Below are 22,960 nucleotides of genomic sequence, written 5' to 3'. Positions count from 1 at the left end.
CGTCATTTCACGAGGCGTGGAAACCCCGGTTGGATTACCCCTAGCCTGACTGATCCAGTGGATGGATACAGGGAGGTGGGGCGGCGGTGCTGACCGGCCCCGAGGGATCCGCCGTCGGCGGGAGAGTCCGGCTGGTGCTGGCCGACGACGAGGCGTTGCTCCGGCGCGGGCTCCGGGTGCTGCTGGAGGCGAGCGGTCGGATCGAGGTCGTGGCCGAGGCGGGGGACGGCGCCGAGCTGCTCACCGCGGTCGGGCGACACGCCCCCGACGTCGTGCTCGTCGACGTCCAGATGCCCGGCATGGACGGGCTGACCGCGCTGCGGGTGCTCTGCGCGCGGCCGGACGCCCCCGCGGCGGCCGTGCTGACCACGTTCGACCTCGACGAGTACGTGGCCACCGCCCTGGAGTTCGGCGTCCAGGGCTTCCTCCTCAAGGACGCCGAACCCGACGTCCTCATCCGCTCGGTGCTCGACCTGGCCGCGGGCGGGGCGGTGCTCGACCCCCGCATCACCGCGCGGCTCCTGCCGCGCCTGCGGGTCGCCAGCGGGCAGCGGCGGGACGTCGAACGCGTCCGCTCGCTCACCACGCGGGAGCGGCAGGTGCTGGAGCTGCTGGCCGACGGCAGCTCCAACGCCGCCATCGGCGACCAGCTCGGGCTCACCGAGGCCACCGTCAAGAGCTACGTCTCGACGGTGCTCAGCAAGCTGGGCGCGCAGAACCGCGTCCAGGCGGCGTTGATCGCCCAGCGCGCCGTGGGCGTGGACGGATGAGCGCGGCCTCGCCCCGCGTCAGCGACCTCGCCAGGAAGACCGGTGTCGAGGTGCTGCTCGTCGGCGTCTCGGTGTCGCTGGCGCTGATGTTCCGGCCGTCGCCGTTCCCGTGGGCCCAGAACGCGTCCCTGGTCGCCTGCCTGCTGTTGCCGCTGCGGCTGCTCTCGCCGGCCCTCATGATGGTCGTCTGCCTGCCAGCGGTGTTCGGCGGGCTCGGGCTCGTCCCGGCCGTGCTCGCCCTGTTCCGCGTCGGGCGTCGCACCCGCTCGATCACCCTCGTGACGACCTGGGTCGTGCTGGTCGCCGCCGTCGGCCTGCTCGGCGTGCTCTGGTCGCAGCCCTGGCTGCTGTGGACCGACCTCGCGCTCAGCGCCGTCTTCGGCGTCCTCTACGCCGGCGCCCCCGCCCTGCTCGGCAAGCTCGTGACGACCAGGGAGGAGCTCGCGCGGAGCCTGCGGGAGCAGCAGCGTGCCCGCGCCGCGGAGCTGGCCGCGCGGGAGGAGCACGCGCGGGCCGAGGAGCGCGCGGCCATCGCCAGGGAGATCCACGACGCGGTCGGGCACCACGCCACGCTCATCGCCGTCGAGTCGGCCGCGCTCGCCGCCACCACCCAGGACGGCGAGGCCAGGGAGTCCGCCCTCCGGCTGCGCGCGCTCGCCAAGGAGTCGCTGGGCGAGATGCGGGCCGCGCTCGGCCTGCTCAACGACGCCCCCGTACCCGTGCCCGGCCTGCCCCAGCTCCCCGAGATCGTCGCCAAGGCGCGCTCCGCCGGCCTGACCGTGCGCCTGGAGGACCGCTCCGCCCTGGGCGCCGAGCTCACCCCCAGCGCCGGCCGCGCCGTCTACCGGGTCGTGCAGGAGGCCATGACCAACGCCGCCAAGCACGCCCCGGGCGCTCCGGTCGTGATCCGGCTGGACCGCAGGAGCGGACGACTGCGGCTCACCGTGGAGAACGGCGTGCCCACGGGGGCACCGCTGCCAGAGGAGGGCGCGCACGGAGCCGGCCTGCCCGGCCTGGCCGAACGGGTGCGGATGGCCGGCGGCGAGCTCACCGCCGCGCCCACCGCCACCGGCGGCTTCGCCGTCGTCGCCGAGATCCCGCTCCGGGGCGTCGACCCCGTGCCGACGAAAGTCGACGACAACGACTCGACGATCGGCGGTAGCCCGTTCGGGCTGACCCCCGCATAGTGGATCACGCCGGGCCAGGGGGAGGCCACGGCGTGGGGGGAGAAGCGGGGACGCCGGGGAGCGTCCCCGCTCGCGTGTCCGCCCCCAGCACGCCGACCGCCCGATTTTGGGCGGCCGGGACGGATGCGCTAGAGTGATCGAGCACCGCGCGAAGCGGGGTGTGGCCGGGACGTGGCGCAGCTTGGTAGCGCACTTGACTGGGGGTCAAGGGGTCGCAGGTTCAAATCCTGTCGTCCCGACGGTCGACATCGCAGGACAGAGGGGCTGGCACCAGGACAGGTGCCAGCCCCTCTGTCATGTGAGTGACTCACTGAGTGACAAAAGTGGGGCGACTCGCGCTCTGAAGAGATCATCCATTGTGGGTGTGCCCTCCGGTTCGACCTTCTTGAGTATTCGTCGGAACGCGCCAGGTGTCGTGCATGGCCAGCGGGATCCGCCAGGGGTCGTGCTCCCAGTAGCGACGATGCGGAGGGTCCGCTGAGCGCTTGGTCTGGTGCTCGCCTCGTCCTCTCGGAATTCAGTCGTCTCCGAGACTGGCAAGACGTGTAGGCGGGCTCAATCATTCACTTCTCGCAATTTTGGTGACAGAAGAATTTCCACGCTGCGCCCATTGCCTGTTCGCTATGGCAGTTGTGGCTAGGTCAGCTTCTGTCACAACCCATGGTTGTCGCTGATTGGCGTGTCTGTTGTTGGACGGCCTGTGGGGCAGGCAGGTCCAATGCGGGGTCGGTGAAGGCGACAACCGCGGGGAGTGGCTGGTGAGTTCTTCCTTCGTTCACCTGCACGTGCACACCGAGTACTCGATGCTCGACGGCGCGGCGAAGGTCGGTCCCCTGGTCGGCGAGGCGGTGCGCCTCGGGATGCCGGCGGTCGGGATGACCGACCACGGCAACATGTACGGGGCGGACGAGTTCTACCAGCAGGCGACGAAGGCGGGGATCAAGCCCGTCATCGGCATCGAGGCCTACGTCGCGCCGACGAGCCGGTTCCACAAGAAGCCCGTCTTCTGGGGGCAGCCCAGCCAGCGGGGGTCGGATGACGAGGGCGTTGGCGGCGACGTCTCCGGTGGGGGCGCCTACACGCACATGACCATGCTTGCCGAGAACGCGACGGGGCTGCGGAACCTGTTCCGGTTGTCGTCGCTAGCCAGCATGGAGGGCTACTACCGCAAGCCGCGCATGGATCGGGACCTGATCGCCGCGCACGCCACGGGAATCATCGCGACCACGGGGTGCCCGTCGGGTGAGGTGCAGACCAGGCTGCGGTTGGGGCAGGAGGCGGAGGCGCTGCGGGCGGCGGCCGACTACCGGGACATCTTCGGCAGGGACAACTTCTTCCTGGAGCTGATGGACCACGGGTTGCCCATCGAGCGGTCGGTGCGGACCGGGCTGCTGGAGATCGGGGCCAAGCTGGGGCTGGAGCCCCTGGCTACGAACGACTCGCACTACGTTGCCAGGGACCAGGCGGAGACGCACGCCGCGTTGCTGTGCGTGCAGTCCGGCAAGACGCTCAACGACCCGACTCGGTTCAAGTTCGACGGGGACGGCTACTACCTGAAGTCCGCCGAGGAGATGCGCGAGTACTGGGACAAGGAGGTTCCCGGAGCCGCGGACACCACGCTGCTGGTCGCGGAGCGGGTCGAGTCCTATCAGGACGTCTGGGCGCACCGGGACCGCATGCCGATCTACGAGCCGCCCGAGGGGCACGACGCGGCGTCCTGGCTCCGAGAGCAGGTCATGGCCGGTCTGAGGTGGCGGCTGCCCGAGGGCGTCCCCGACGAGTACGTGCGGCGGGCCGAGTACGAGATCGACGTGATCGCGCAGAAGGGGTTTCCCGCCTACTTCCTCATCACCGCCGACCTCATGAACCACGCGCGCGCCGTGGGCATCAGGGTCGGACCGGGCCGGGGGTCCGCCGCCGGCTCGTTGGTGGCGTACGCGCTGGGCATCACCAACCTGGACCCGATGGAGCTGGGCCTGCTGTTCGAACGCTTCCTGAACCCGGAGCGGGTGTCGATGCCGGACATCGACATGGACTTCGACGACCGACGGCGCGGCGAGATGGTGCGCTACGCCACGGAGAAGTACGGGGCCGACCGCGTCGCGCAGGTCATCACCTTCGGCAGGATCAAGACCAAGGCGGCGATCAAGGACGCCGCCCGTGTCCACTTCGGACAGCCCGGTTACGGCATCGCGGACCGCATCTCCAAGGCGCTCCCGCCACCGGTGGCGGCCAAGGACATCCCGCTCTCCGGCATCGTCGACCCGGAACACGAGCGGTACGGCGAGGCGGCCGAGGTCCGCTCGCTGATCGAGACGGACCGGGACGTCGCCACCATCTTCGAGACCGCCCGCGGGTTGGAGGGGTTGGTCCGGAACGCGGGTGTGCACGCGTGCGCGGTCATCATGTCCGCGGAGCCGCTGGTGGACGTGATTCCCCTGTGGCGCCGCGACGACGGCGCGGTGATCACGGGGTGGGACTACCCGTCCTGCGAGGCGATCGGCCTGCTGAAGATGGACTTCCTGGGGCTGCGCAACCTCACGGTGATCGGCGACGCCATCGACAACATCAGGGCCAACCGCGGGGAGGAGATCGACCTCGACACGCTGAGGGTGGACGATCCGAAGACCTACGCGCTGCTCGGCCGGGGCGAGAGCCTGGGGGTGTTCCAGCTCGACGGCGCGGCCATGCGGGACCTGTTGCGCCGCATGGGACCGACGGAGTTCGGTGACATCATCGCGGTGAACGCGTTGTACCGGCCAGGCCCGATGGCGATGAACACGCACAACAACTACGCCGACCGGAAGAACGGCCGCCAGGAGATCGAGCCGATCCACCCGGAGCTCGCGGAGCCGCTGGCCGACATCCTCGCGGAGACCTACGGTCTCGTGGTCTACCAGGAACAGATCATGCAGATCGCCCAGCGGGTCGCGGGCTTCTCGATGGGGCGCGCCGACGTCCTGCGACGCGCCATGGGCAAGAAGAAGAAAGACGTCCTGGAGAAGGAGTTCGAGGGCTTCCGCGCCGGCATGCGGGCCAACGGGTTCTCCGACGAGGCGGTCCAGGCGCTGTGGGACACGATCCTGCCCTTCGCCGGGTACGCCTTCAACAAGTCGCACGCCGCGGGTTACGCGCTCGTCGGGTACTGGACGGCGTACCTGAAGGCGAACTACCCGGCGGAGTACATGGCCGCGCTGCTGACTTCGGTGGCGGACAACAAGGACAAGTCGGCCGTCTACCTCGCGGAGTGCCGGCAGCTGGGCATCAAGGTCCTCCCGCCGGACGTCAACGAGTCCTCCCTGCGGTTCTCGGCCGTGGGTGACTCCATCCGCTTCGGCCTCGGCGCGATCCGCAACGTCGGGGCCAACGTCGTGGAGTCGGTCATCGCGACCCGGGAGCAGAAGGGCAGGTACACCTCCTTCCTCGACTTCGTGCAGAAGTCGGAGTTGGTCTGCTGCAACAAACGTGTGATCGAGTCCCTGGTCAAGGCGGGTGCCTTCGACTCCTTCGGCCACCGCCGGCGCGCCCTGTTCGCGGTGCACGAGGACGCCGTCGAGGCAGTGGTGCGGTTGAAGCGACAGGAGGCGATGGGACAGTTCGACCTCTTCACCACCGACGACAGGAACGCCGCTCCTCCGGAGTCCTCCCCGCTCAGCCACCTCAGGCTCGACGCGGACGAGTGGCCGCGGAAGGAGTTGCTCGGCTTCGAGCGGGAGATGCTGGGCCTCTACGTCTCGGCGCACCCCCTGGACGGCGCTGACCCGGTTCTCCGGCGGAACGCGCCCCGGCCGATCGCCGCGATCCTGGCGGACCCGCCCAAGGAGGGCGAGATCGTGGTCGCCGGGATGATCTCCTCGCTGGAGCGGAGGCTCAACAAGCAGGGCGAGCCCTGGGCGATCGCGGTCGTGGAGGACCTGGACGCCTCGCTGGAGGTGCTGTTCTTCCCGAAGAGCTACGGGCTGCTGGCCGCCGACCTCGTCGAGGACGCCGCCGTTGTCGTCAGGGGGCGGGTCAACTGGCGGGAGGGGAAGATGGCGGTGTTCGGCTCGTCACTGGTTCCCCTGGACATCAGTGAGGACGAGCTGCGCCGGGTCCGGGAGTCGGTCCTGGTGTTGGAGGCGACCGCCAGCGAGCTCGACCGCGATGCGGTCCTTGAGCTTCGCTCCGTGCTGCGGGCGTATCCCGGGAGTTCGCCGGTCCACATCGTGGTGTGCCATGAGGACAGACGCACTGTCATGGCTGTCCACGACTACCCGGTTTCGGTGGGGCCGCCTCTCCTGACCGAACTGAAGGCAGTGCGGGGTATCCGGGTGTCAGCGTGATTCGGCGATCTCGGCACTGCGTCTGTCCTCAGAGGACAACGGGACGAGAGTGCGGTCCTGTCAGGGGCAGTTCGCGGACGTGCGTCGGTGACCACAGGCGAGCTGTGGTCACCGACGCGACTCAGCCGGAGAACGCCTCGATGACCGCGAGGCTGTCCTCGTACATGTGGTGCCGCGTGATCAGTCCCGCGCCGATGGTCAGGTGCAGCGCGAAGGTCATCGAGAAGCGCTTGCCGGTGGTCCTGACCAACTGGGAGCTCGTCCCGATCAGAACGGCCTCATCCCCCTCGACGATGATCCTGCTGACCGACACCTCGGCTTCGGCGGGATCGCAGGTCTCGCCGAAGGTGCGGTAGTGGTCGGCCACGTCCGCGCGCGTGGCCCTGGGCCGGATCCAGGGGACGGCGGCGTGGCGCTGCCTGGGCCAGCTCACCCGCCAGTCCACCTCCTCCGCGTACAGCTCGGCGATCTCGTCCGGGGTTCCCCGGCCGGTGCGACGCAGGAACTCCGCCACCGCCTGGCTGGTCGCGGAGCGCGGTCCCCCGTTCCCGATGACGCGCTCGTCGGCGTCGACCTCGTGGTTCATGCCCGGAACGCTAACCACGCTCCCCTGACACCCACTGTCAGTGGTGTTCCGGGTTCTCGCCGCCGGCGGCCAGTCCAAGGTGGACCGCCAGAACGGCCAGCTGGACCCGGTTGGCGCAGCCGGTCTTCGTCATGAGACCCGCGATGTGCGTCTTCACCGTGGTGACCCCGAGGTGCAGTCGCAGAGCGATCTCGGCGTTGGACAGCCCGTCGGCGAGGAGGGCGAGCACCTGCCGTTCCCGAGGTGTCAGGTTGTCCGCGGGTTGTGGGTGACGCGCGCTGGAGGCTCTGCTGTCGACTGCCTGGCGAACGAGCCGGTCCAGGGCGCCCTGGCCGAACGGCAGGCGGCCCCGCGCCGCCTGGCTCACCGCCGCCAGCAGTTCCTCCGGCACCGCGTCCTTGGCGAAGAACCCGCAGGCGCCCGCCGACAACGCCGGATACAGGTGCTCGTCGTCGTCGAACGTGGTCAACACGATGACCCTTGTGGACGGACGACGCGCGAGGATCTCCCTGGTGGCGCCGATGCCGTCCAGGATCGGCATCCGGAGGTCCATCAGGACGACATCGGGTTGGTGCCGCTCCGCGAGCTGGACGGCCTCGCGTCCGTTGGCCGCCTCACCGACCACCTCGACGTCGGGCTGCGGCGTGAAGAGCATCCGAAGTCCGGCGCGGACGAGCGGTTGGTCGTCGACGACGAGAAGTCTGGTGGTCATGACTGCCTGGACATCTCCGCTGTCGCGGGAAAGGTCGCGTGGACGCGCCATCCCGCGGGTTCGGCTCCGGCCACGAGCGTTCCGCCGAGGAGCTGGATCCGTTCACGCATGCCCAGAAGCCCATGGCCACTCGGAAGTTCGTGCGGACGAGCGTCGGAGTTTCCGCCAGTGTTCGCGATGTCGATTCTGACGAGATTCCCGTCGAGCGTGATCTCCAGCGTGACCCGGGCACCGGGCCCGGCGTGCTTGGTGGCGTTGGTCAGCGCTTCCTGGACAACGCGGACCAGCGCTCCCCGGCGGACGAGGTCGAGAGTGTGGATCTGGGGATCGACCTCGGACTCGACGGACAGCCCTGCCTGCCGTGTGCGGTCGATGAGGGCGTCGAGCGCGACGCCGAAATCGTTGGCGTCCATCAGGGCGACGGTCGCGTCGGCGTCGACCACCCGCGGGTCGCGGAGGACGGCCAGCAGACCACGCAGTTCCGACAAGGTGTTCGCGGCGGTCGCTCGGATGTCCTCAAGCGCTCGCGCGACCTCCGGCTCCTGCGCGGCCACGTGGCGGGCGGTGGACGCGCGCAGCGCGATCGAGGCGACGTGGTGTGCGATGAGATCGTGCAGTTCCCGCGCGATGGCGGTCCGTTCGGCCGCCCGCGCCGCCCGGGTCTCGGTCTCCTGCCTGAGCTCGACCTCGGCCACATGTCGGTCGGCCTCCACCGCCGCCTGCCGGAGCAGACGCATGTAGCCGCCGACGAGCAGGGGAATGCCCACGTTCACCCCGAGCTGGAACAGCAGGGTCAGGGCGTCGCCGGTGGTTCCCACGGAGCCGAGGAGCTTCACGGAGATCGCGGCGACGGTCACCCCCACGGCGAGGGCCAGCGGCCACCCTCGGCGGCGGAAGGCGACGTCGGCGAGGGACACCACAAGGAGCATCTGAACCGGGTTGGCCGCGGCCAGGGACCACCACACGGACGCGAGGAGCAGCGCGGACTGCGCGAGAACAACGCCCAGCGGCGCCCACCGGCCGAGCACGACCAACGTCGCCGACACGAGCGCGACGAGCCAGTCCGCCCCGGTGACGGGCACCGGAGGAACGACACCGGGCAGCCCCAGGTAGCCGAGAGCCAGGACGAAGGACAGCAGGCGGACGAGCGGGTGCTCGACGAAGGCAAGAGTTCTGGGCGCCGCGCTCACCTCACGACCGTAGGTCGGGCGTGGCCGCGAGGACGTCATCCGCCAGGTGGACGACGCCCTCCTCCTTCTGGCCGACGAGTGCGCCCTCGTGCAGGAAGCGGCGCCCGTGCTCCGCCCGGCACCGTCGAGCTGGTGAACGTCCGCCGTGAAACCCTCGCCTACCTCACCGCCGTGGCCCGCAGCCCGCGGACCATGGGCAGCGTCGCGCCCAGCTCGCCGGCACTGGGCCGGCAGTTGGCCACCGTCGTCCCCTCCGTCGGCGCTCCGGTGGTCGTGGAGCTCGGCGCGGGTACCGGGGCCGTGACCCAGGCGATCGTCGACCGCATACCCCGCGGCGGCACCTCCGTGGCCCTCGACGTGGACCCTGCGATGGTCAGCTACCTCCAGGTCCGCTTCCCGACGGTCGACGTCGTGCGGGCCGACGCCGCCGCGCTGGACGAGGTCCTCTCCGCGCGCGGGATCCCCGCCGTCAATGCCGTCGTCAGCGGCCTTCCCTGGGCCGTGTTCACCCCGGAGCAGCAGAGCACCATCCTGGCGAAGGTCACCTCAGCGCTCGCGCCCGATGGGGTCTTCACGACCTTCGCCTACCTCCACGCGCTTCCGCTCGCTCCGGCGCGGTCGTTCCGCCGGGCCCTCCGCGCCGCCTTCGACGAGGTCCTGATCACCCGCGTGGTCTGGAACAACCTGCCCCCGGCCTTCACCTACGCCTGCCGCCGCCCCCGCCGCCCCCGCCGCGCCCAGCCGCCCAACTGACGCCCGACGGGTCAGGGGTTGAGGAGGATCTTGACGGCGCCGTCCTGTTTGCGTTGGAAGATCTCGTAGGCGTGGCGGGCGTCGTCGAGGGGGAGGTGGTGGGTGGCGAAGTCGTCCACGCCGAGGGGGTCGTCGTCGGTCAGCAGGGGCAGGATGTCGTCGACGTAGGTCTTGACGTTCGCCTGGCCCATCCGGAGCTGGATCTGCTTGTCGAAGAGGGTGAGCATCGGCAGCGGGTCGGACATGCCGCCGTAGACGCCGATCAGGGAGACGGTGCCGCCCCTCCGGACGACGTCGATCGCGAGGTGGAGCGCGGCCAGGCGGTCGACGCCCGCCTTGCGGATGAGCGGCCGGGCGAGGGCGTCGGGGAGCAGGCCGGCCATCTGCTGGGCGAGCCGGCCGACGGGCGAGCCGTGGGCCTCCATGCCGACGGCGTCGATCACCGAGTCGGGGCCGCGCCCGTCGGTCATGCCGCGGATCGTGTCGGCGATGTCGTCGTGTTCGCGCAGGTCGAGGGCCTCGACGCCGCGGCGGCGGGCGCGGTCGAGGCGTTCGGGGACCAGGTCGACGCCGATGACGCGCGCGGCCCCGCGGTGCAGCGCCACCCGGGCGGACATGTCGCCGATGGGGCCCAGGCCCAGCACCACCAGCGTCCCGCCCTGAGGAACCGCGGCGTACTCCACGGCCTGCCACGCGGTCGGCAGGACGTCGGAGAGGTAGACGAACCGGTCGTCGGGCGGGCCGTCGGGCACCTTGATGGTGGTGAACTGCGCCTGGGGCACCCGCACGTACTCGGCCTGCCCGCCGGGGACCTCCCCGTAGAGCTTGCTGTAGCCGAACAACGCCGCCCCCGTGCCCTGTTCGCGCACCTGGGTCGTCTCGCACTGGGTGGGCAGGCCGCGCGTGCACATGAAGCAGTGACCGCAGGCGACCTGGAACGGGATCACGACGCGGTCCCCGGTGCGCAGCCCGGAGATCGCCGGCCCGACCTCCTCCACGATCCCCATCGCCTCGTGTCCGAGGACGTCGCCTTCGCCCATGAAGGGGCCGAGCACCTCGTAGAGGTGGAGGTCCGAACCGCAGATGCCGGTCGTGGTGACGCGGACGACGGCGTCGTGGGGGTCGCGGATGGCCGGATCGGGGACGGTGTCGACCCGCACGTCGCGCTTGCCGTGCCACACCACTGCCTTCATCCCGGAGCTCCTTCCGGTCCACGCGCCGGCCCCCGACCGGGGTGCGGTCGGTTCGGGGCTACCCGTGGCGCGGGGGTCGAAACGGGAGCGACCCCGTGCCAGGTCAGTCGACGCGGATGGAGCCGCTGCGAACGTCCTGGTGCAGGCTGCCGTCGACGGTGCCGCCGCCGGCTCCGCGTCCGGCCAGCTCGGTCGCGGCGAGTTGCGGCACCGGCTCCCAGTCGGCGGTGTCGGTCGCGCGCGCCCAGGTGGGCGGGATGCCCAGCTCGTCGTCGCCGGCCTCCAGCAGCTCGGTGCCGCGCCGCGAGGTGGTGACCGGCGGTAGCTGGGCGAAGTAGCGCAGGTCCTCGGCCGGGAGCTCCGACGCGTGTTGGCACAGGGCTTCCTTCAGGCGGGGCCGCACCCGGTTCTGGATCCAGTCGTGCGGGTCGACCTCGGCGCTGTCCGACTCGGCCAGCCCCTCGACCAGCGCGACGAGCGGGCGGAGCCGGGTGGGGCCCACCAGGGGCAGGGCGGTGGTGATGGCCGACCGGGACCGCGGGCACGCGCCCAGCAGCGCGTTCATGATCACGGGGGTGACCCGCTCGGCGGGGATGCCGTCCAGCGCGGCGGCCGCGGCGTCCACGACGTGGTCGGCGGGCAGGGACAGCGCCGCGACGAGCGCGTCCAGGGCCTCGGGCTCGCCGGCCTGCGCGCGCCGCCGCAGGAAGAGGGCCGCCTCGGCGGCGACCGGAGGTGTCGCCGAGGCCAGGATCGACGTCAACAGGTCGACGGTGGCGGTGGCGGGGGCGGGGGCGGGGGCGCCACGATTGCCCAGCACCCGCACTCCCAGGACCGCGACCTCCGGGTCCTCGTGCCGCGTCGCGCCGACGAGGACGTCCACGACGGCGGGGTCGTCGATGTGACCGAGCGCCTCGACGGCGCGCAGGACGACCCGCCGCCGGCCCTCGGCCGCGATCCGGGGATCGCGGAGGTGGAGCAGCCGCGCCAGCGGCTCGGTCGCGGCGGGGTCGCCGAGTTCGCCCAACGCCTCGACGAGTCCGAGCACCACGTCGACCGACAGCTCCTGACCTCGGCTGTCGTAGCCGAGCCAGTCGCCGGCCACCCGCCGCGCCAGCTCGCGGTGGAGCGCGGTGACCAGCAGCGCCGCCTTCCGCGGATGACGGGCCTGGCGCAGCGCGGTGACGGCGCTGAGCCGACGCGGCGCCGGAGCGCCCCGGCGGAACGACTCGACGAGCACCCGCCACGCCCGCTCGTCCTCGACGAACTCGCCCAACCGCGCGACCGCGCCGACGTCGCCCCAGTACTGCGCGGCCTCGACGAGCTGGCGGACCGCCTTGAGCTCGTGCAGGATCTCGACGCACCGGGGGTCCAGGTCGTCGCGGTCGACGAACACGCGCATCACCACGTGCGGAGCGAGCGGGCCGCCCGCCCTGGCGGCCAGCTCGACCACGCCCTGGCACAGGTTCGCGATCTGGAGGTCGACGTCGGCGGCGTCCCGCTCCGGGTCGTAGCTGACCCGGCGGCCGTCCCGCATCTCCTTCTGGTGCCGCTCCGAGCTCATCTCCGCGACCCACCGCTGGCGTTCGGCCACGACGCTGTCGAGCAGCGCGGGCAGCGCCTCGACCGCGCGGGGGTCGGGGATCTCGCCGAGCGCCTTCACCGCGGCGACCCTGACGTCGAGCGCGGGGTCCTCCAGCGCGGCGACCAGCGGTTCCAGCGCCCGGGGATCGTTGAGCTCGCCCAGGGCGAAGGCGGCCTCGCGTCGCACGTTCCGCTCGTGCGGGGGACCGAGGGCGGCGACCAGGGAGGGCAGGTCGCCGGCACGCCGCAGCTTGCCGATGTTCGGTGACAGCAGTCGTCCCAGAATCCCCATCGACAGCTCCTTCGCGCCGAAGGGGCGACGGCTGTGACGTCCCACGCCGCCACCCCCGCTGTGGACCGTGCGAGGTCGGCCAGGCCGCACCGCGATTGTCCGTCGTCCCGGGCCCAATCCCCGGACCACACCCTGGTGATCCCTCGATCGGACCGCTCCCGTCAGCCGGTAGGGGTGTTCTGGCCCAGACGTCCGTCGCGCGCTGAACCCGGCTGGTGAGCCGTTCGCGCAACACCGCAGCCGACCGGGGCGGACCGGCCGACCGACAACGCCGTCCCCGCGCTGCGACGGGCACGCGCTGTCGTCGCCACGACGTGCCGGCGACGGATCGGTGATCTCGTGGCCCAGCTCCGGTGATCTTGCCAGCTTCCGCGAGGGCACTCCTCGCGTCTGTCGCACCCGGTGACCCTTCTGGTCGACCCGTTCGGGGGTCGTGGCCTGGATATCCGGCCGCCGCAGCAACTTCCAACCGCGCAACGGGAGTAACCCCTGTCCGCGATCACCCCGCCCGATCGGGTGTGCCGGCGTCCCCAACCAGCCGGGAATGCGGATGCCGGCCAGGACCCGCACGAACATCGCGCAGTTGTCGACATGCCCCAGGCGAACACCACGACAACGACCTACCTCGGCCGTCGCAGGGCTAGTGGATCGTCGTGGTCAACCGGACCCGGAACCGACCGAGAGCGTGATCAGCTGGTTCGTGGTGCCCATCGCGAGATCCGCTGGCTCACCTAGGACGCCATCGGAGTCGGACGGGTGGGCGGCCATTCGTCTCGACCCAGTCTCGACCAGCGGCGCAAGGTAGTGGGGCGCTGTTGTCACCGGTTGAAGCAGTCTCGGGCGGTGGCGACCCGGTAGGGCAAGATCGCCCGTTCTGCCGGAGCCGGTGTCGACCCTGGTCACGCAGGTCATGTGCTTGGAAAACACGGATCCGGGCGACGAGCCCGGAGCGGGATGACCAGAAGGTCCACCGGGTCGGGTGGGTGAACGCTCATCCGTCTTCGACCTGACGGTCTTCCGGCGGCGCAAGGTGGTGGAGGGAGTTCCACCAGTTGAAGCGGTGCCGGGCGGTGGCGACCCGGTAGGGCAAGATCGCTTGTCCTGCTGGGACCCGGTCTGGTCACGCTGGCCATGTGCGTGGGAAACACGGCTCAGGAGTCGGGCTCCTGCGGTGGGAAGGCCGGTGACCACGGCGACCACGTCGCCGGGTGGACCGGCAGCCCTTCGGCGCGGAGCAGTGCGACGACGCGGGGGTCGTCGTCGACCACGACGCCGATGCGGCGGCGTTGGGCGAGTTCTCGCAGGTGGTCGAGTTTCACCAGCCGGGCGGGACGGTGGTCCGCCTCGGGCTGCATCAGCAGGGGGCCGCTGGGCAGGTCGTGTTTGGCCAGCCAGCGGGTGGTGAGGTCGCGGACGTAGTCCGGTCGTCCCGTCAACCACACGATCTCGTGGTCGACGGCGAGCCGGTGGGCGAGGGCGTGGCCCTCCGCGAGGAGCGGGTCGCGGGCGGCGGCGTGGAAGAAGCGCACCCAGTCGACGTGTCGGGGTTCCCCGGCGAGCAGGTGCAGGCGGTGACGCGCGTCCGCGACGACGCCGTCAATGTCCAGCACCGCGAGGGAACGGGGCGTCGACATCAGCGAGACTTCCCGGGTCGGGCGAGGCAGGGCCGCCCCGAACGGGGCCCCGTTCGGCGAGGACTCATCGCACCACCTGTCGTCTCGTCCGGTTGATCCAGTCTCGCCCCGCCCGGCCCCGGTCGCATCCGAGTCGGCGACCGGCGGGCGCCCCCGGAGAACGTTCGAATTCCGGACATCGACCCATGTCATTATGACAATGTCTTATGGTGTGCGGCCTTCAGGAAACATGCGCGTTCGCTTATGCTCCCAGTAACGACGAAAAACGGAGTCCGCGTCGTTTCTCTCCCGCATCGTTTCCCCCTGCAGCGCAAGGAGAAGTCGCGTGTCTGTCCGGAAATTCCTGCGCGCGCTCGTCGGGCCGTTCGCCCTCGCGCTCACCCTGTTCGGCCTGCAGTTTTCCACCGAGGTGGCCGCGTCGGCCGCTCCGGCGCAGGCGTACGCCCGCACCGTTTACTACAGCGCCTCCGCGTATTCCGCCGAGGCGGACCAGGCCGCCCGGATTTGGAGTTCCGCGGCGCCCAACCTCCGATTGGCGCGGGGCGGCAACGCCACGATCCGGATCTACGCCACCACCGGCGGCGGTTCGCGCGCCTATCCGTGCGGGCTGGGCTGCGCCAGGATCTACATCGACACCAACGACATCGCCGCCGGCCACAACGCGCTGCGGATCGTGGCCCACGAGATCGGGCACGGCCTCGGGCTGCCGGACAACTACAACGGTGTCTGCTCGTACCTGATGTCGGGCGGCAGCGCCGGCACGTCCTGCCGGAACCCCTACCCGAACAACCAGGAGGCCGCGCGCGTCAACCAGCTCTTCGGCGGCGGCTTCGGCGCCCTGACCGCCCGCACCGCGCCGGTCGAGGACGTGACGGTCTACGACCGCTCCCTCGTCCACGCCTGACATCCCCGCCCGTCACGCGGTGAGAAGGAGCCCCGGTCTCCGGGGCTCCTTCCTCGTGCGTGTCCGTCAGCCGACCTGGGTGCGCGATCCGGGCGAGGATCACGGAATTCGGATCTTCCATGCGTGCGTTGTCCGGAAAGGGGTACCCCAGACACGGTTGACTCGGACACGACGCGCGCCGGTGGCGGCGCGGGAGGTGAGCGCGGTGCTGCGCACGGCGACCCCGGCGGGACGGTCGGAGCCCGCCGGTCCCGAGAACGACACCGATCTCGTCCGGCAGTACCTGTCCCAGATCTCGGCGACCCCGCTGTTGACCGCGCCGGACGAGGTCGATCTCGCCAGACGGATCGAGGCCGGGGTCTACGCCGCGGAACTGCTTCGCCAGGCCGACGAGGGCGAGCGCGAACTGACCCCGGACGAGCGCGCCGGCTACGCCGGGGTGGCCGAGGACGGCCGCTCCGCCAAGGACCACATGGTGCGGGCGAACCTGCGCCTGGTGGTGGCGACGGCGAAGAAGTACTTCGGCAGGGGCCTGCCCTTCCTCGACCTGATCCAGGAGGGCAACCTCGGCCTGATCCGCGCGGTCGAGAAGTTCGACTACGCCAAGGGGTACAAGTTCTCGACCTACGCGGTGTGGTGGATCCGCCAGTCCATCGAGCGGGGCCTGGCCGAGCAGACCCGTAGCATCCGACTGCCCGTCCACGTGGTGGAGGACCTGGCCAGGGTCGGCCGCCGGGAGCGGGAGCTGCGGCTGCGCATGGACCGGGACCCCACGGTGGAGGAGGTCGCCGAGGCCAGCGGGCTGACGCCGGAGCGGGTCGAGGAGCTGCGCCGCGTCGCCCGGCACGCGATCAGCCTGGACACGCCGGTCGGCGACGACGGGGACACCCGGGTGTCCGACCTGATCGAGGACACCGAGGTGCTCCAGGCGGCCGACGTCGTGGAGTTCCAGGCGCTGGCCCGCGCCCTGCGCGCGTTGATCGACACCCTGCCGCCGCGCGAGGCGATGATCCTCAGTCTCCGCTACGGCCTGCACAACGGGCGCCCGTGGACGCTGCAGGAGGTGGGCGAGCACGTGGGCCTGACCCGAGAGCGGGTCCGCCAGCTCGAAAAGCAGGCGCTCGCACAGCTCCGCCAACACGAACGCAACGTCGAACTCGCAGAATGGGCCGGCTGAGCTTCCCGACCTGGGAAACCACGGAGTTTTCCCAAGCCCTCCCCGGGGTGCTTTTACGAGATCACCCAGGGGAGGGTTTTCTGCGGTGGTGGCCACGGTTGCGACCGGGACAACATATTCAGGAGTAGTTACTCTCTCCGGCTCGCTCAGGTAGTTGTTTTCAAGAGAAGCTGTCACTCGCCTGCCGGAGTCAGGTCGACGGCAACGCCGGGAGGCTCCACCGTTCGGCTCACCGTGCAGGCGCGCTCGACCGCCCTCGCGACCGTCTCCGCCAGCGTTTCCCGCTCGGTTTCGTCCAGATCGGACAGATCGAGGTCGAGGGACACCCGAACCCGGCTCAACCGGTTGGCCTCGTCGTCCTTGTCAGCCGTGACGTGCAGCGTGACCGGGGCGTCCTCACCGAGCCGGCGCGCGATCACTCGCTCGGCGCTCAGCCCCGCGCAGGCGCCGATGGCGGCCATCAACAACTCGACAGGTGAGAACGCCTGCCCCTCACTGGCGCGGCCGATGCTCACCTCCGCCCCACGCGCGTTGACCGCGGTGAACGAGCCCTGCGCATCACGCCGCACGACCACTGGCGAGGGGTTCATCCCGTCCTGCCCTTCGTCCGCCTGACCACCTGCATGTACGCGCAACATCCCACAGCACCTCCTTCTTCCCCTGCCCGGCCGCTGCTCTGATCGGGTGGATGTTCGCCCCGCTTCAGCCGACTGATCCACTTCTGTCGGGGGGTAGTGGTTTGGTGTCGCTCCGGGTGCCCCGAGGCAGGGCACCGAGGAAGAGGTTGGTGCTGTGGCCAGGTGTGCCTGGTGAATACTCAGAGAACTTCTGCAATGCCCGACCTGCGGGCTTTCTGGGGCAAGGCGGGGAAGTCGAACACCCCGCACCCTCTGCTGTGTCACGCCCTCGACACCGCGGCCGTCGCTGAGCTGCTGTACCCGCTCATGCTCGGCCCGCGCTGCCGGGAGGAGCTGGAGGCGGCCTTTAAAGGGTTGGGGGATCCGGTCGCCTGGGTCGCAGTGTTGTGTGGACTTCATGACCTGGGCAAGTGCTCTCCGGCGTTCCAGGGGCTGCGGGCCGACCTCGCCCTGGACCTGCTCGGTGACCACGCGGCTGAGGACATCCGGCGACTGAGTCGCTTCAAGGACGTGGGGCGCACGGACACTCCCCATGGGCTGCTCACGGCCGTCCACATGGACCGCCTCCTGAAGAGGTGGGGTGCAAGCTGGGAGGCGGCCCATGCCATCGCATGGGTACTCGGCGGCCATCACGGGACGATCCCCTACGACGACGAGGTGCGCGAGGCCAGGGCAGCGGTGGGGCACCACGGCGGCCAGAAGTGGGCTGACTGGTGTGACGCCCTCGTTGACGAGCTGTGCCGCTTGCGGGGCCTTCCGAACCCGGCGTCCCTGCCGTGGAACGAGGTGCGGTTGGGACTGGTGGGCTCGATTGGGCTGGCTGGTCTCACCTCGGTCAGCGACTGGATCGCGTCGGCACGCTGCGAGGACAAGTACGCCGGTGCCGGCGTTGATCTGGAGTCCTACGCTGCCGAGACCAAGAAGGTTGCTCAGGACGCTGTCGACCGCCGTGAGTGGTCACCATGGAAGCCGCCGGCGGACACGCGTTTCCAGACGTTGTTTCCCGATGTCGAACCCCGTCCGGTGCAGGTAGCCGTCGAGAAGGTGACGAGTGGGAAAAGCCGGCCGGGTCTGCTGATCGTCGAGGCGCCGACCGGTGAGGGCAAGACCAAGGTGGCGCTCCAGGCTGCCGCGACGTTCGTCCGGCAACTGGGGTTGGCCGGGTTCTACTTCGGACTGCCCACCAGGGCCACCGCCAACCAGATCTTCACCGAGAGCGCCGAGTTCCTTGCCGGTCAGCCTGACCCACTCCGGGTTCGACTGCTGCACGGAGCCGCCGACGAGTACCTGGTGGGGCAGGAGCCGAAGGCCGAGGAGGAGCGGAGGAAGAAGGATCTCCAACCCTGCAACGTCGATTCCGACGGGGAAGGGGATGGAGACGCCGCCGCGCGCGAGTGGTTCACGCTGAAGCGAGCCCTGCTCGCCTCGGTCGGTGTGGGAACCTGGGACCAGGCGCTGATGGCGGCGATTCGCGCGCCGCACGTTTTTGTGCGAATGGCCGCTCTGTCCAACAAGGTCGTCATCCTCGATGAGGTGCACGCGTACGACCGGTACATGTCCACCTTGTTGGACCGGCTGTTGTGGTGGCTCGGCCGGTTCGAGGTCCCGGTGATCCTGCTGTCTGCCACACTTCCGGAGCACCGGAGGTCGAAGCTGGTCCAGTGCTGGCGTGCTGGTGCGTTGCGCCTCCGTCCTGAACAGGTCTCGACTCCGCTCACCGCGCCCGGGTACCCACGCGTGACTTGGGCGGATCGGGAAGGCGACGAGGTGACTCTGGTGGAGGAGCTGGTCGAGGTTGGTGTCTCCGAGTTGAATGCGAACCGCGTTGTCCGGCTGATCAGGCTTGGTGACGACGACGTGGTGTCGTGGGTGTTGGAGCAGATCGACGCCGGTGGTTGCGCTGCCATCATCCACAATCTGAAGAGCCGCGTTCACGAGACCTACGAGAAGTTGGAAAAGGCGGTAGAGCAGCTACCGGAGGACGAGCGTCCGGAGCTGATCTGGATCACCGGCGAGATGGAGACCGCAGACCGGCAGAAGGTCGAGAAGCGACTGCGCGAGGCGTTCGGCAAGAACGGAACCCGGCCGAAGCGCGCCGTCGTCGTGGGTACGCAAGTCCTGGAGCAGAGTCTGGATCTGGACTTCGACGTGATGGTCAGCGACCTCGCACCGGTCGACAGCATGGTCCAGCGGATGGGACGGCTGCACAGGCACCGGAAACGCGAGGAAACTCCAGTCCTCGCGATCACCGGAGTCGGGGAGAAGGCAGCCGGACCGACGTTCCCCCCGTACACGCTGAGCGTGTATCTGCGGTCGACGTTGACGCGTACCTGGGCACTTCTCCGTGAGCGGTCGGAGATCCGTTCACCTGACGAGGTCGCTGAACTGGTCGATGCCGTCTACGACCCCAAGGACCTCATTGTCTGCCCCGAGGGGTGGGAGGAAGCCTGGCAGGACAACGAGGACCGGCGGAACCTCGCGCTCGAAGGTATGGAGTACAAAGCCCGTATCGTGTACCTTCCTCAACCCTCGGATGATCAGAGCCTCCGTCGGCTCACGGAGCGATCGAAGGGTGCACGGCACACTCGATCGAGGTCGGGTAAGCGGTGAAGGGAGGGGCGTTGGAGTTCAACCTGGCCAGAAAGCCGTGGATTCCGGTCGTGGACCTCGATGGGAACGACGATGCGGTTAGCCTGATCGATGTCCTCCGCCGCGCACACGAACTGCGGCGGATTCTTGCCGAAGCACCGGCGGTGACTGCCGCTCTCCATCGCATCGTGCTGGCCATGGCCCACCGCGTGTACGGGCCTCCGAGCCGAGAGGCGTGGAAGCAGTTGTGGAAGGACGACGCGTTCCCCGTTGAGCCTCTTGAGGAATACCTGGAGGAGTACGCCGACCACTTCGATCTGTTCCATCCGGAGCGCCCGTTCCTTCAGTGTCCGGACCTCGTCGTCTGTGGCTACTCCACACCGGCCAAGCTCGTCGCCTACCGGTCCTCGGGGAACAACGCCACGCTCTTCGACCAGACCTTGGCGAGCGACCGTTCCCTGCTGGAGCCGGGCGAGGCGGCGCGTTGGTTGGTGACGCTGCACGCCTACGACCCGGGCGGGCTGAAGACGCCGTTCCTGAAGGAGAAGTCGTCGGAGCGAGCGCCCTGCAACTTCTTCGGGTGTGTGCTCGTGGAAGGCGACTCCTTGAAGCAGACGCTGTTGCTCAACATGCCGGTCTACAACCCGAAGTCCGAAGAGCCGTCGATGACGACCGCCGAGGACGCGCCGGCCTGGGAGCGCAAACCCCCGGTTCCCCAGCCCCAGGTACGCACTCCACGCGGATGGACGGACCTCCTGACCTGGCCCTCCAGGCGGGTCCTGTTGTCGCGGACCGCGGACAACATGGTCGATGGAGTCGTGATCACGCCGGGAACCAGGCTGCGCGCGGATCTCTCGGACGTGGAGCTGATGGCCGCCTTCGGGCGTACGGCGACAAGAGTGTCAAAACGTGGGCAGAAGCCGTTTACGAGCTACGGGCCATGGCAGGCCGTGCAACTGGAGGCGCTTCGTGGCGTCTGGCGGCACAGCCAGGAGCTGCTGTTGGCCAGAACCAACGTGCGTCGGCGCCCTGAGCCGCTGGAGCATGTCGCCGGCATGGTTGAGCAGGGGATTATCCCCGAGTCCACTGTGTACACGATTCGGGTGTTCGGCCAGCAGTTGAACAAGAAGGGTGCGGTGGTCGAGCGCTGGCTGGAGGAGACGGTTCCCGCTCCGGTCTCGCTGCTCCGGGCGGAGCATGACCGGGCAGGTCGAATCATCGGTCACGCCGTGTTCCTCGCGGACGAGGTGGGAAGCGCGCTTCGGAAGATGGAACGCGACTACCATGCCGAGCTCAGCGCCGACCCGTCGTCCGATCTCGAACTGGCGTACTGGCCGAAGCTGACAGCGCCGTTCGCGGTCTTCCTCTCGTCGTTGGGGGAAGCCATGGAGGAGAGAAGGAGCGAGACTCCGGCCGCCGAGGTGTGGGCGCGCGCCGTCGGCCGGGTCGCGAGGGTCGCGGCGATCCAGTGGGCTGACGGAACCCCTCGTCGGGAACGTTCCCTGCTGGCGGCGGCAGAACACCTCGGAAACTTCACCGGCCGGCTGTCCTGGCTGCTGAAGCGTTTTCACGCCAGCATCGCGGGCTTCACCGCAGCGGAGGGAGCACAGTGACGGCTCACGACCAGGTTGACCTCTCGTCCGCGGAAGATCTGAAGAAGCTGCGGAGAGCGTTCGTCAAATACCTGTATCGGCTGCATGCCGGATTGTCGTCCTCTGACCCTCGACGAGTCGCGGAGTCACGACGTGTTCTTGCGCAGCTTCGGCGGAGCTTCGCGGGACAAGAGACTGAGGCGTACGATGTCGTGTTCAGCCACGATCCGCCGCCTCAGGAGGAGGACGTCTGGGTCCTGGTCGCTGGAGCGTTCGCGCTCAACCCACATGGCCGGCCCAAGGTGGAACACTCGTTGGGTGCCGCGATGGGTGCGCTCGCGACACCGCCCGGCATGCCCATTCGCGAACCGGTGAAGCGTCGCTTCACCCAACTCATCTCAGTGAGTCGCGACGCCTTCCCTCACTATTTCCGCCAGGCGGTGCGACTGCTGCGAAGTGGGAATATCGAACTGGACTACCAGATACTCGTGGACGACCTGGTGGCCTTGCGGGGGCAGTACTCCACGGAGAGCAGCGCACGACGTGTGCGTCTTCGTTGGGCGCGGGAGTTCTATCGGCCACGAAGGGAAAACGGCGAGTATCCACCCACTCCTGACGACGTAGCCGAACCGACGAGCGCCGACGAGATCGATGCATAAGCAGTGGAGTACAACGTGATCATCGAGCTTCACCTTCTTCAGTCGTTTCCCGTCAGCAACCTGAACCGGGACGACGTCGGTCAGCCCAAGACTGCGACGTTCGGCGGTTGCACACGTGCGCGGATCTCCAGCCAGTCGCTCAAGCGGGCCGCGCGGTTGTTGTTTGACCAGCATGGACTCGACACCGCGGAGACCGGGGTGCGGACCAAGCGTCTGCTCACGGAGGCCGCGAAGGTGCTCGCGGAGCGTGGTAAGCACTCCGACGACGCCGTGGCCGTTGCGGAGGCCGGCCTGGCAGCGCTGGGATTCGGCATCGACAAGAACACGAAGCTCACTGAGTACCTGTTGTTCGTGGGGCGGCAGGCGGTCGAGCTGCTGGCGGACTTCTGTGCCGAGAACTGGGACGCGCTCCTTGCGACGGCGAACAAGAAGCGGGGGAAGAAGGGGGAAACCGAGGACGGCGAGAAGTCCACGAAGGACAAGGCGAAGAAGGCCAAGCCGGATAAGGTCACCGAGGAAAAGGCAAAGCGGATTCTCGACGCCCGGCGCGCCGTGGACGTGGCGATGTTCGGGCGGATGATCGCTGACAACAAGGACTTCAACGTCGATGCGGCGTCCCAGGTGGCGCACGCGATCTCCACGCACGCGGTCGCCAACGAGTTCGACTACTACACCGCTGTCGACGACCTGAAGCCTGACGACGAGTCCGGCGCTGACATGATCGGCACGGTCGACTTCAACGCGGCGTGCTACTACCGCTACGCCAACCTGAACCTGGCGCAGCTCGCGGCGAACCTTGACGGTGATCTCGACTTGGTCACGCGTGGAGCCCGTGCCTGGCTGTCCGCCTTCGTGCACGCGGTGCCGGGTGGCAAGCAGAACTCCATGGCTGCCCTGACCCTGCCCGAGACGTTGCTGGGCGTGGTGCGTGAGCGCGGTGCGTGGAACCTGGCCAACGCGTTCCTGCGCCCTGTCACGGGTTCCGACCTGATGGCGACGTCGACCGCGCGGCTCGCTGAGCACTTCGAGCGGATTCGTGGCTTCTACGGCGACTCGCAGATCCGGTCGGTGACCGCTGCCTCGCTGGCCGGGGATCTGTCCTCTCTGGACAACGTCGACGTCGCGTCGAACCTGGACGACTTCATCGCCAGGGTGTTGGCGTCGACGAAGGCGTGACG

17 protein-coding genes and 1 tRNA gene are annotated in these 22,960 nt (G+C 69.3%); 11 read left to right on the top strand and 7 right to left on the bottom strand.

Annotation, left to right across the window (positions count from 1 at the left end):
• Positions 1–86 precede the first annotated feature (86 nt).
• The 4 genes from BUE43_RS27105 (at position 87) to dnaE (ending at position 6,279) form a co-directional block, all read left to right on the top strand.
• Positions 87–770, top strand: coding sequence for a response regulator (locus BUE43_RS27105; protein ID WP_234995951.1), 684 nt, complete (start codon positions 87–89; stop codon positions 768–770).
• Entirely contained in the window at positions 767–1,957 is a 1,191-nt protein-coding gene (locus BUE43_RS27100; RefSeq protein WP_073488664.1) for a sensor histidine kinase, read from the top strand. Before BUE43_RS27105 ends, BUE43_RS27100 begins: the two co-directional genes overlap by 4 nt.
• 165 nt (positions 1,958–2,122) lie before the next feature.
• Positions 2,123–2,196 (top strand) — tRNA-Pro (locus BUE43_RS27095).
• 516 nt (positions 2,197–2,712) lie between these two features.
• A complete protein-coding gene (dnaE, locus tag BUE43_RS27090; protein ID WP_073488763.1) occupies positions 2,713–6,279 on the top strand; it encodes a DNA polymerase III subunit alpha in 3,567 nt (1,188 codons plus the stop codon).
• Positions 6,280–6,400: 121 nt separating this feature from the next.
• On the opposite strand, the gene BUE43_RS27085 is transcribed toward dnaE, so the two are convergent.
• From BUE43_RS27085 to BUE43_RS27075, 3 genes are read right to left on the bottom strand one after another with little or no spacing between them, the layout of a single operon-like run.
• Positions 6,401–6,865: a nuclear transport factor 2 family protein gene (locus BUE43_RS27085; RefSeq protein WP_073488663.1), complete on the bottom strand. Its 465-nt coding sequence runs from the start codon at positions 6,863–6,865 to the stop codon at positions 6,401–6,403.
• A gap of 37 nt (positions 6,866–6,902) precedes the next feature.
• A complete protein-coding gene (locus BUE43_RS27080) occupies positions 6,903–7,577 on the bottom strand; it encodes a response regulator (protein WP_073488662.1) in 675 nt (224 codons plus the stop codon).
• Positions 7,574–8,767, bottom strand: coding sequence for a sensor histidine kinase (locus tag BUE43_RS27075; RefSeq protein WP_159447793.1), 1,194 nt, complete (start codon positions 8,765–8,767; stop codon positions 7,574–7,576). The genes BUE43_RS27080 and BUE43_RS27075 overlap by 4 nt, the downstream gene beginning before the upstream one ends.
• Positions 8,768–8,899: 132 nt before the next feature.
• Between BUE43_RS27075 and BUE43_RS27070 the strand changes: the two genes are divergently transcribed.
• Positions 8,900–9,520 carry a class I SAM-dependent methyltransferase gene (locus tag BUE43_RS27070; protein ID WP_234995950.1) on the top strand — a complete coding sequence of 207 codons (621 nt, stop codon included), beginning with the start codon at positions 8,900–8,902 and terminating at the stop codon, positions 9,518–9,520.
• Positions 9,521–9,531: 11 nt separating this feature from the next.
• Here BUE43_RS27070 and BUE43_RS27065 read toward each other — a convergent pair whose 3' ends face one another.
• The 3 genes from BUE43_RS27065 to BUE43_RS27055 all read right to left on the bottom strand — a co-directional run bounded on the left by BUE43_RS27065 (position 9,532) and on the right by BUE43_RS27055 (position 14,223).
• The gene (locus tag BUE43_RS27065) at positions 9,532–10,713 is read right to left on the bottom strand and encodes a zinc-dependent alcohol dehydrogenase (RefSeq protein ID WP_073488660.1); all 1,182 of its coding nucleotides are present in this window, start codon (positions 10,711–10,713) and stop codon (positions 9,532–9,534) included.
• A gap of 103 nt (positions 10,714–10,816) precedes the next feature.
• Positions 10,817–12,589, bottom strand: coding sequence for a HEAT repeat domain-containing protein (locus BUE43_RS34400; protein ID WP_073488659.1), 1,773 nt, complete (start codon positions 12,587–12,589; stop codon positions 10,817–10,819).
• 1,151 nt (positions 12,590–13,740) lie between these two features.
• Positions 13,741–14,223: a phosphatase domain-containing protein gene (locus tag BUE43_RS27055; protein WP_073488658.1), complete on the bottom strand. Its 483-nt coding sequence runs from the start codon at positions 14,221–14,223 to the stop codon at positions 13,741–13,743.
• Between the two features lie 325 nt (positions 14,224–14,548).
• On the opposite strand from BUE43_RS27055, the gene BUE43_RS27050 reads away from it, so the two are divergent.
• Together BUE43_RS27050 and BUE43_RS27045 are read left to right on the top strand one after the other, a co-directional pair.
• Positions 14,549–15,127, top strand: a complete 579-nt coding sequence (locus BUE43_RS27050; RefSeq protein ID WP_073488657.1) for a snapalysin family zinc-dependent metalloprotease — start codon at positions 14,549–14,551, stop codon at positions 15,125–15,127.
• Positions 15,128–15,284: 157 nt separating this feature from the next.
• On the top strand, positions 15,285–16,304 hold the full coding sequence (locus BUE43_RS27045; RefSeq protein WP_083960206.1) for a sigma-70 family RNA polymerase sigma factor: 1,020 nt from the start codon (positions 15,285–15,287) through the stop codon (positions 16,302–16,304).
• Positions 16,305–16,477: 173 nt separating this feature from the next.
• On the opposite strand, the gene BUE43_RS27040 is transcribed toward BUE43_RS27045, so the two are convergent.
• Entirely contained in the window at positions 16,478–16,894 is a 417-nt protein-coding gene (locus tag BUE43_RS27040) for an OsmC family protein (protein ID WP_073488757.1), read from the bottom strand.
• A 243-nt stretch (positions 16,895–17,137) separates the two neighbouring features.
• Here BUE43_RS27040 and BUE43_RS27035 point away from each other — a divergent pair, with 243 nt between their 5' ends.
• From BUE43_RS27035 to cas7e, 4 genes are read left to right on the top strand one after another with little or no spacing between them, the layout of a single operon-like run.
• Positions 17,138–19,552 carry a CRISPR-associated helicase/endonuclease Cas3 gene (locus BUE43_RS27035; RefSeq protein WP_073488656.1) on the top strand — a complete coding sequence of 805 codons (2,415 nt, stop codon included), beginning with the start codon at positions 17,138–17,140 and terminating at the stop codon, positions 19,550–19,552.
• A gap of 11 nt (positions 19,553–19,563) precedes the next feature.
• The gene (gene casA / locus BUE43_RS27030; RefSeq protein ID WP_073488755.1) at positions 19,564–21,144 is read left to right on the top strand and encodes a type I-E CRISPR-associated protein Cse1/CasA; all 1,581 of its coding nucleotides are present in this window, start codon (positions 19,564–19,566) and stop codon (positions 21,142–21,144) included.
• On the top strand, positions 21,141–21,782 hold the full coding sequence (casB, locus tag BUE43_RS27025; protein WP_234995949.1) for a type I-E CRISPR-associated protein Cse2/CasB: 642 nt from the start codon (positions 21,141–21,143) through the stop codon (positions 21,780–21,782). The genes casA and casB overlap by 4 nt, the downstream gene beginning before the upstream one ends.
• A 15-nt stretch (positions 21,783–21,797) precedes the next feature.
• The gene (gene cas7e, locus BUE43_RS27020; RefSeq protein ID WP_073488750.1) at positions 21,798–22,958 is read left to right on the top strand and encodes a type I-E CRISPR-associated protein Cas7/Cse4/CasC; all 1,161 of its coding nucleotides are present in this window, start codon (positions 21,798–21,800) and stop codon (positions 22,956–22,958) included.
• Positions 22,959–22,960: the final 2 nt, after the last annotated feature.

The organism is Streptoalloteichus hindustanus, from assembly GCF_900129375.1.
Taxonomy (GTDB): Bacteria; Actinomycetota; Actinomycetes; order Mycobacteriales; family Pseudonocardiaceae; genus Streptoalloteichus; species Streptoalloteichus hindustanus.
The sequence above is the reverse complement of the archived record's forward strand: the minus strand, read 5'-3'. Positions and strand labels throughout refer to the sequence as shown.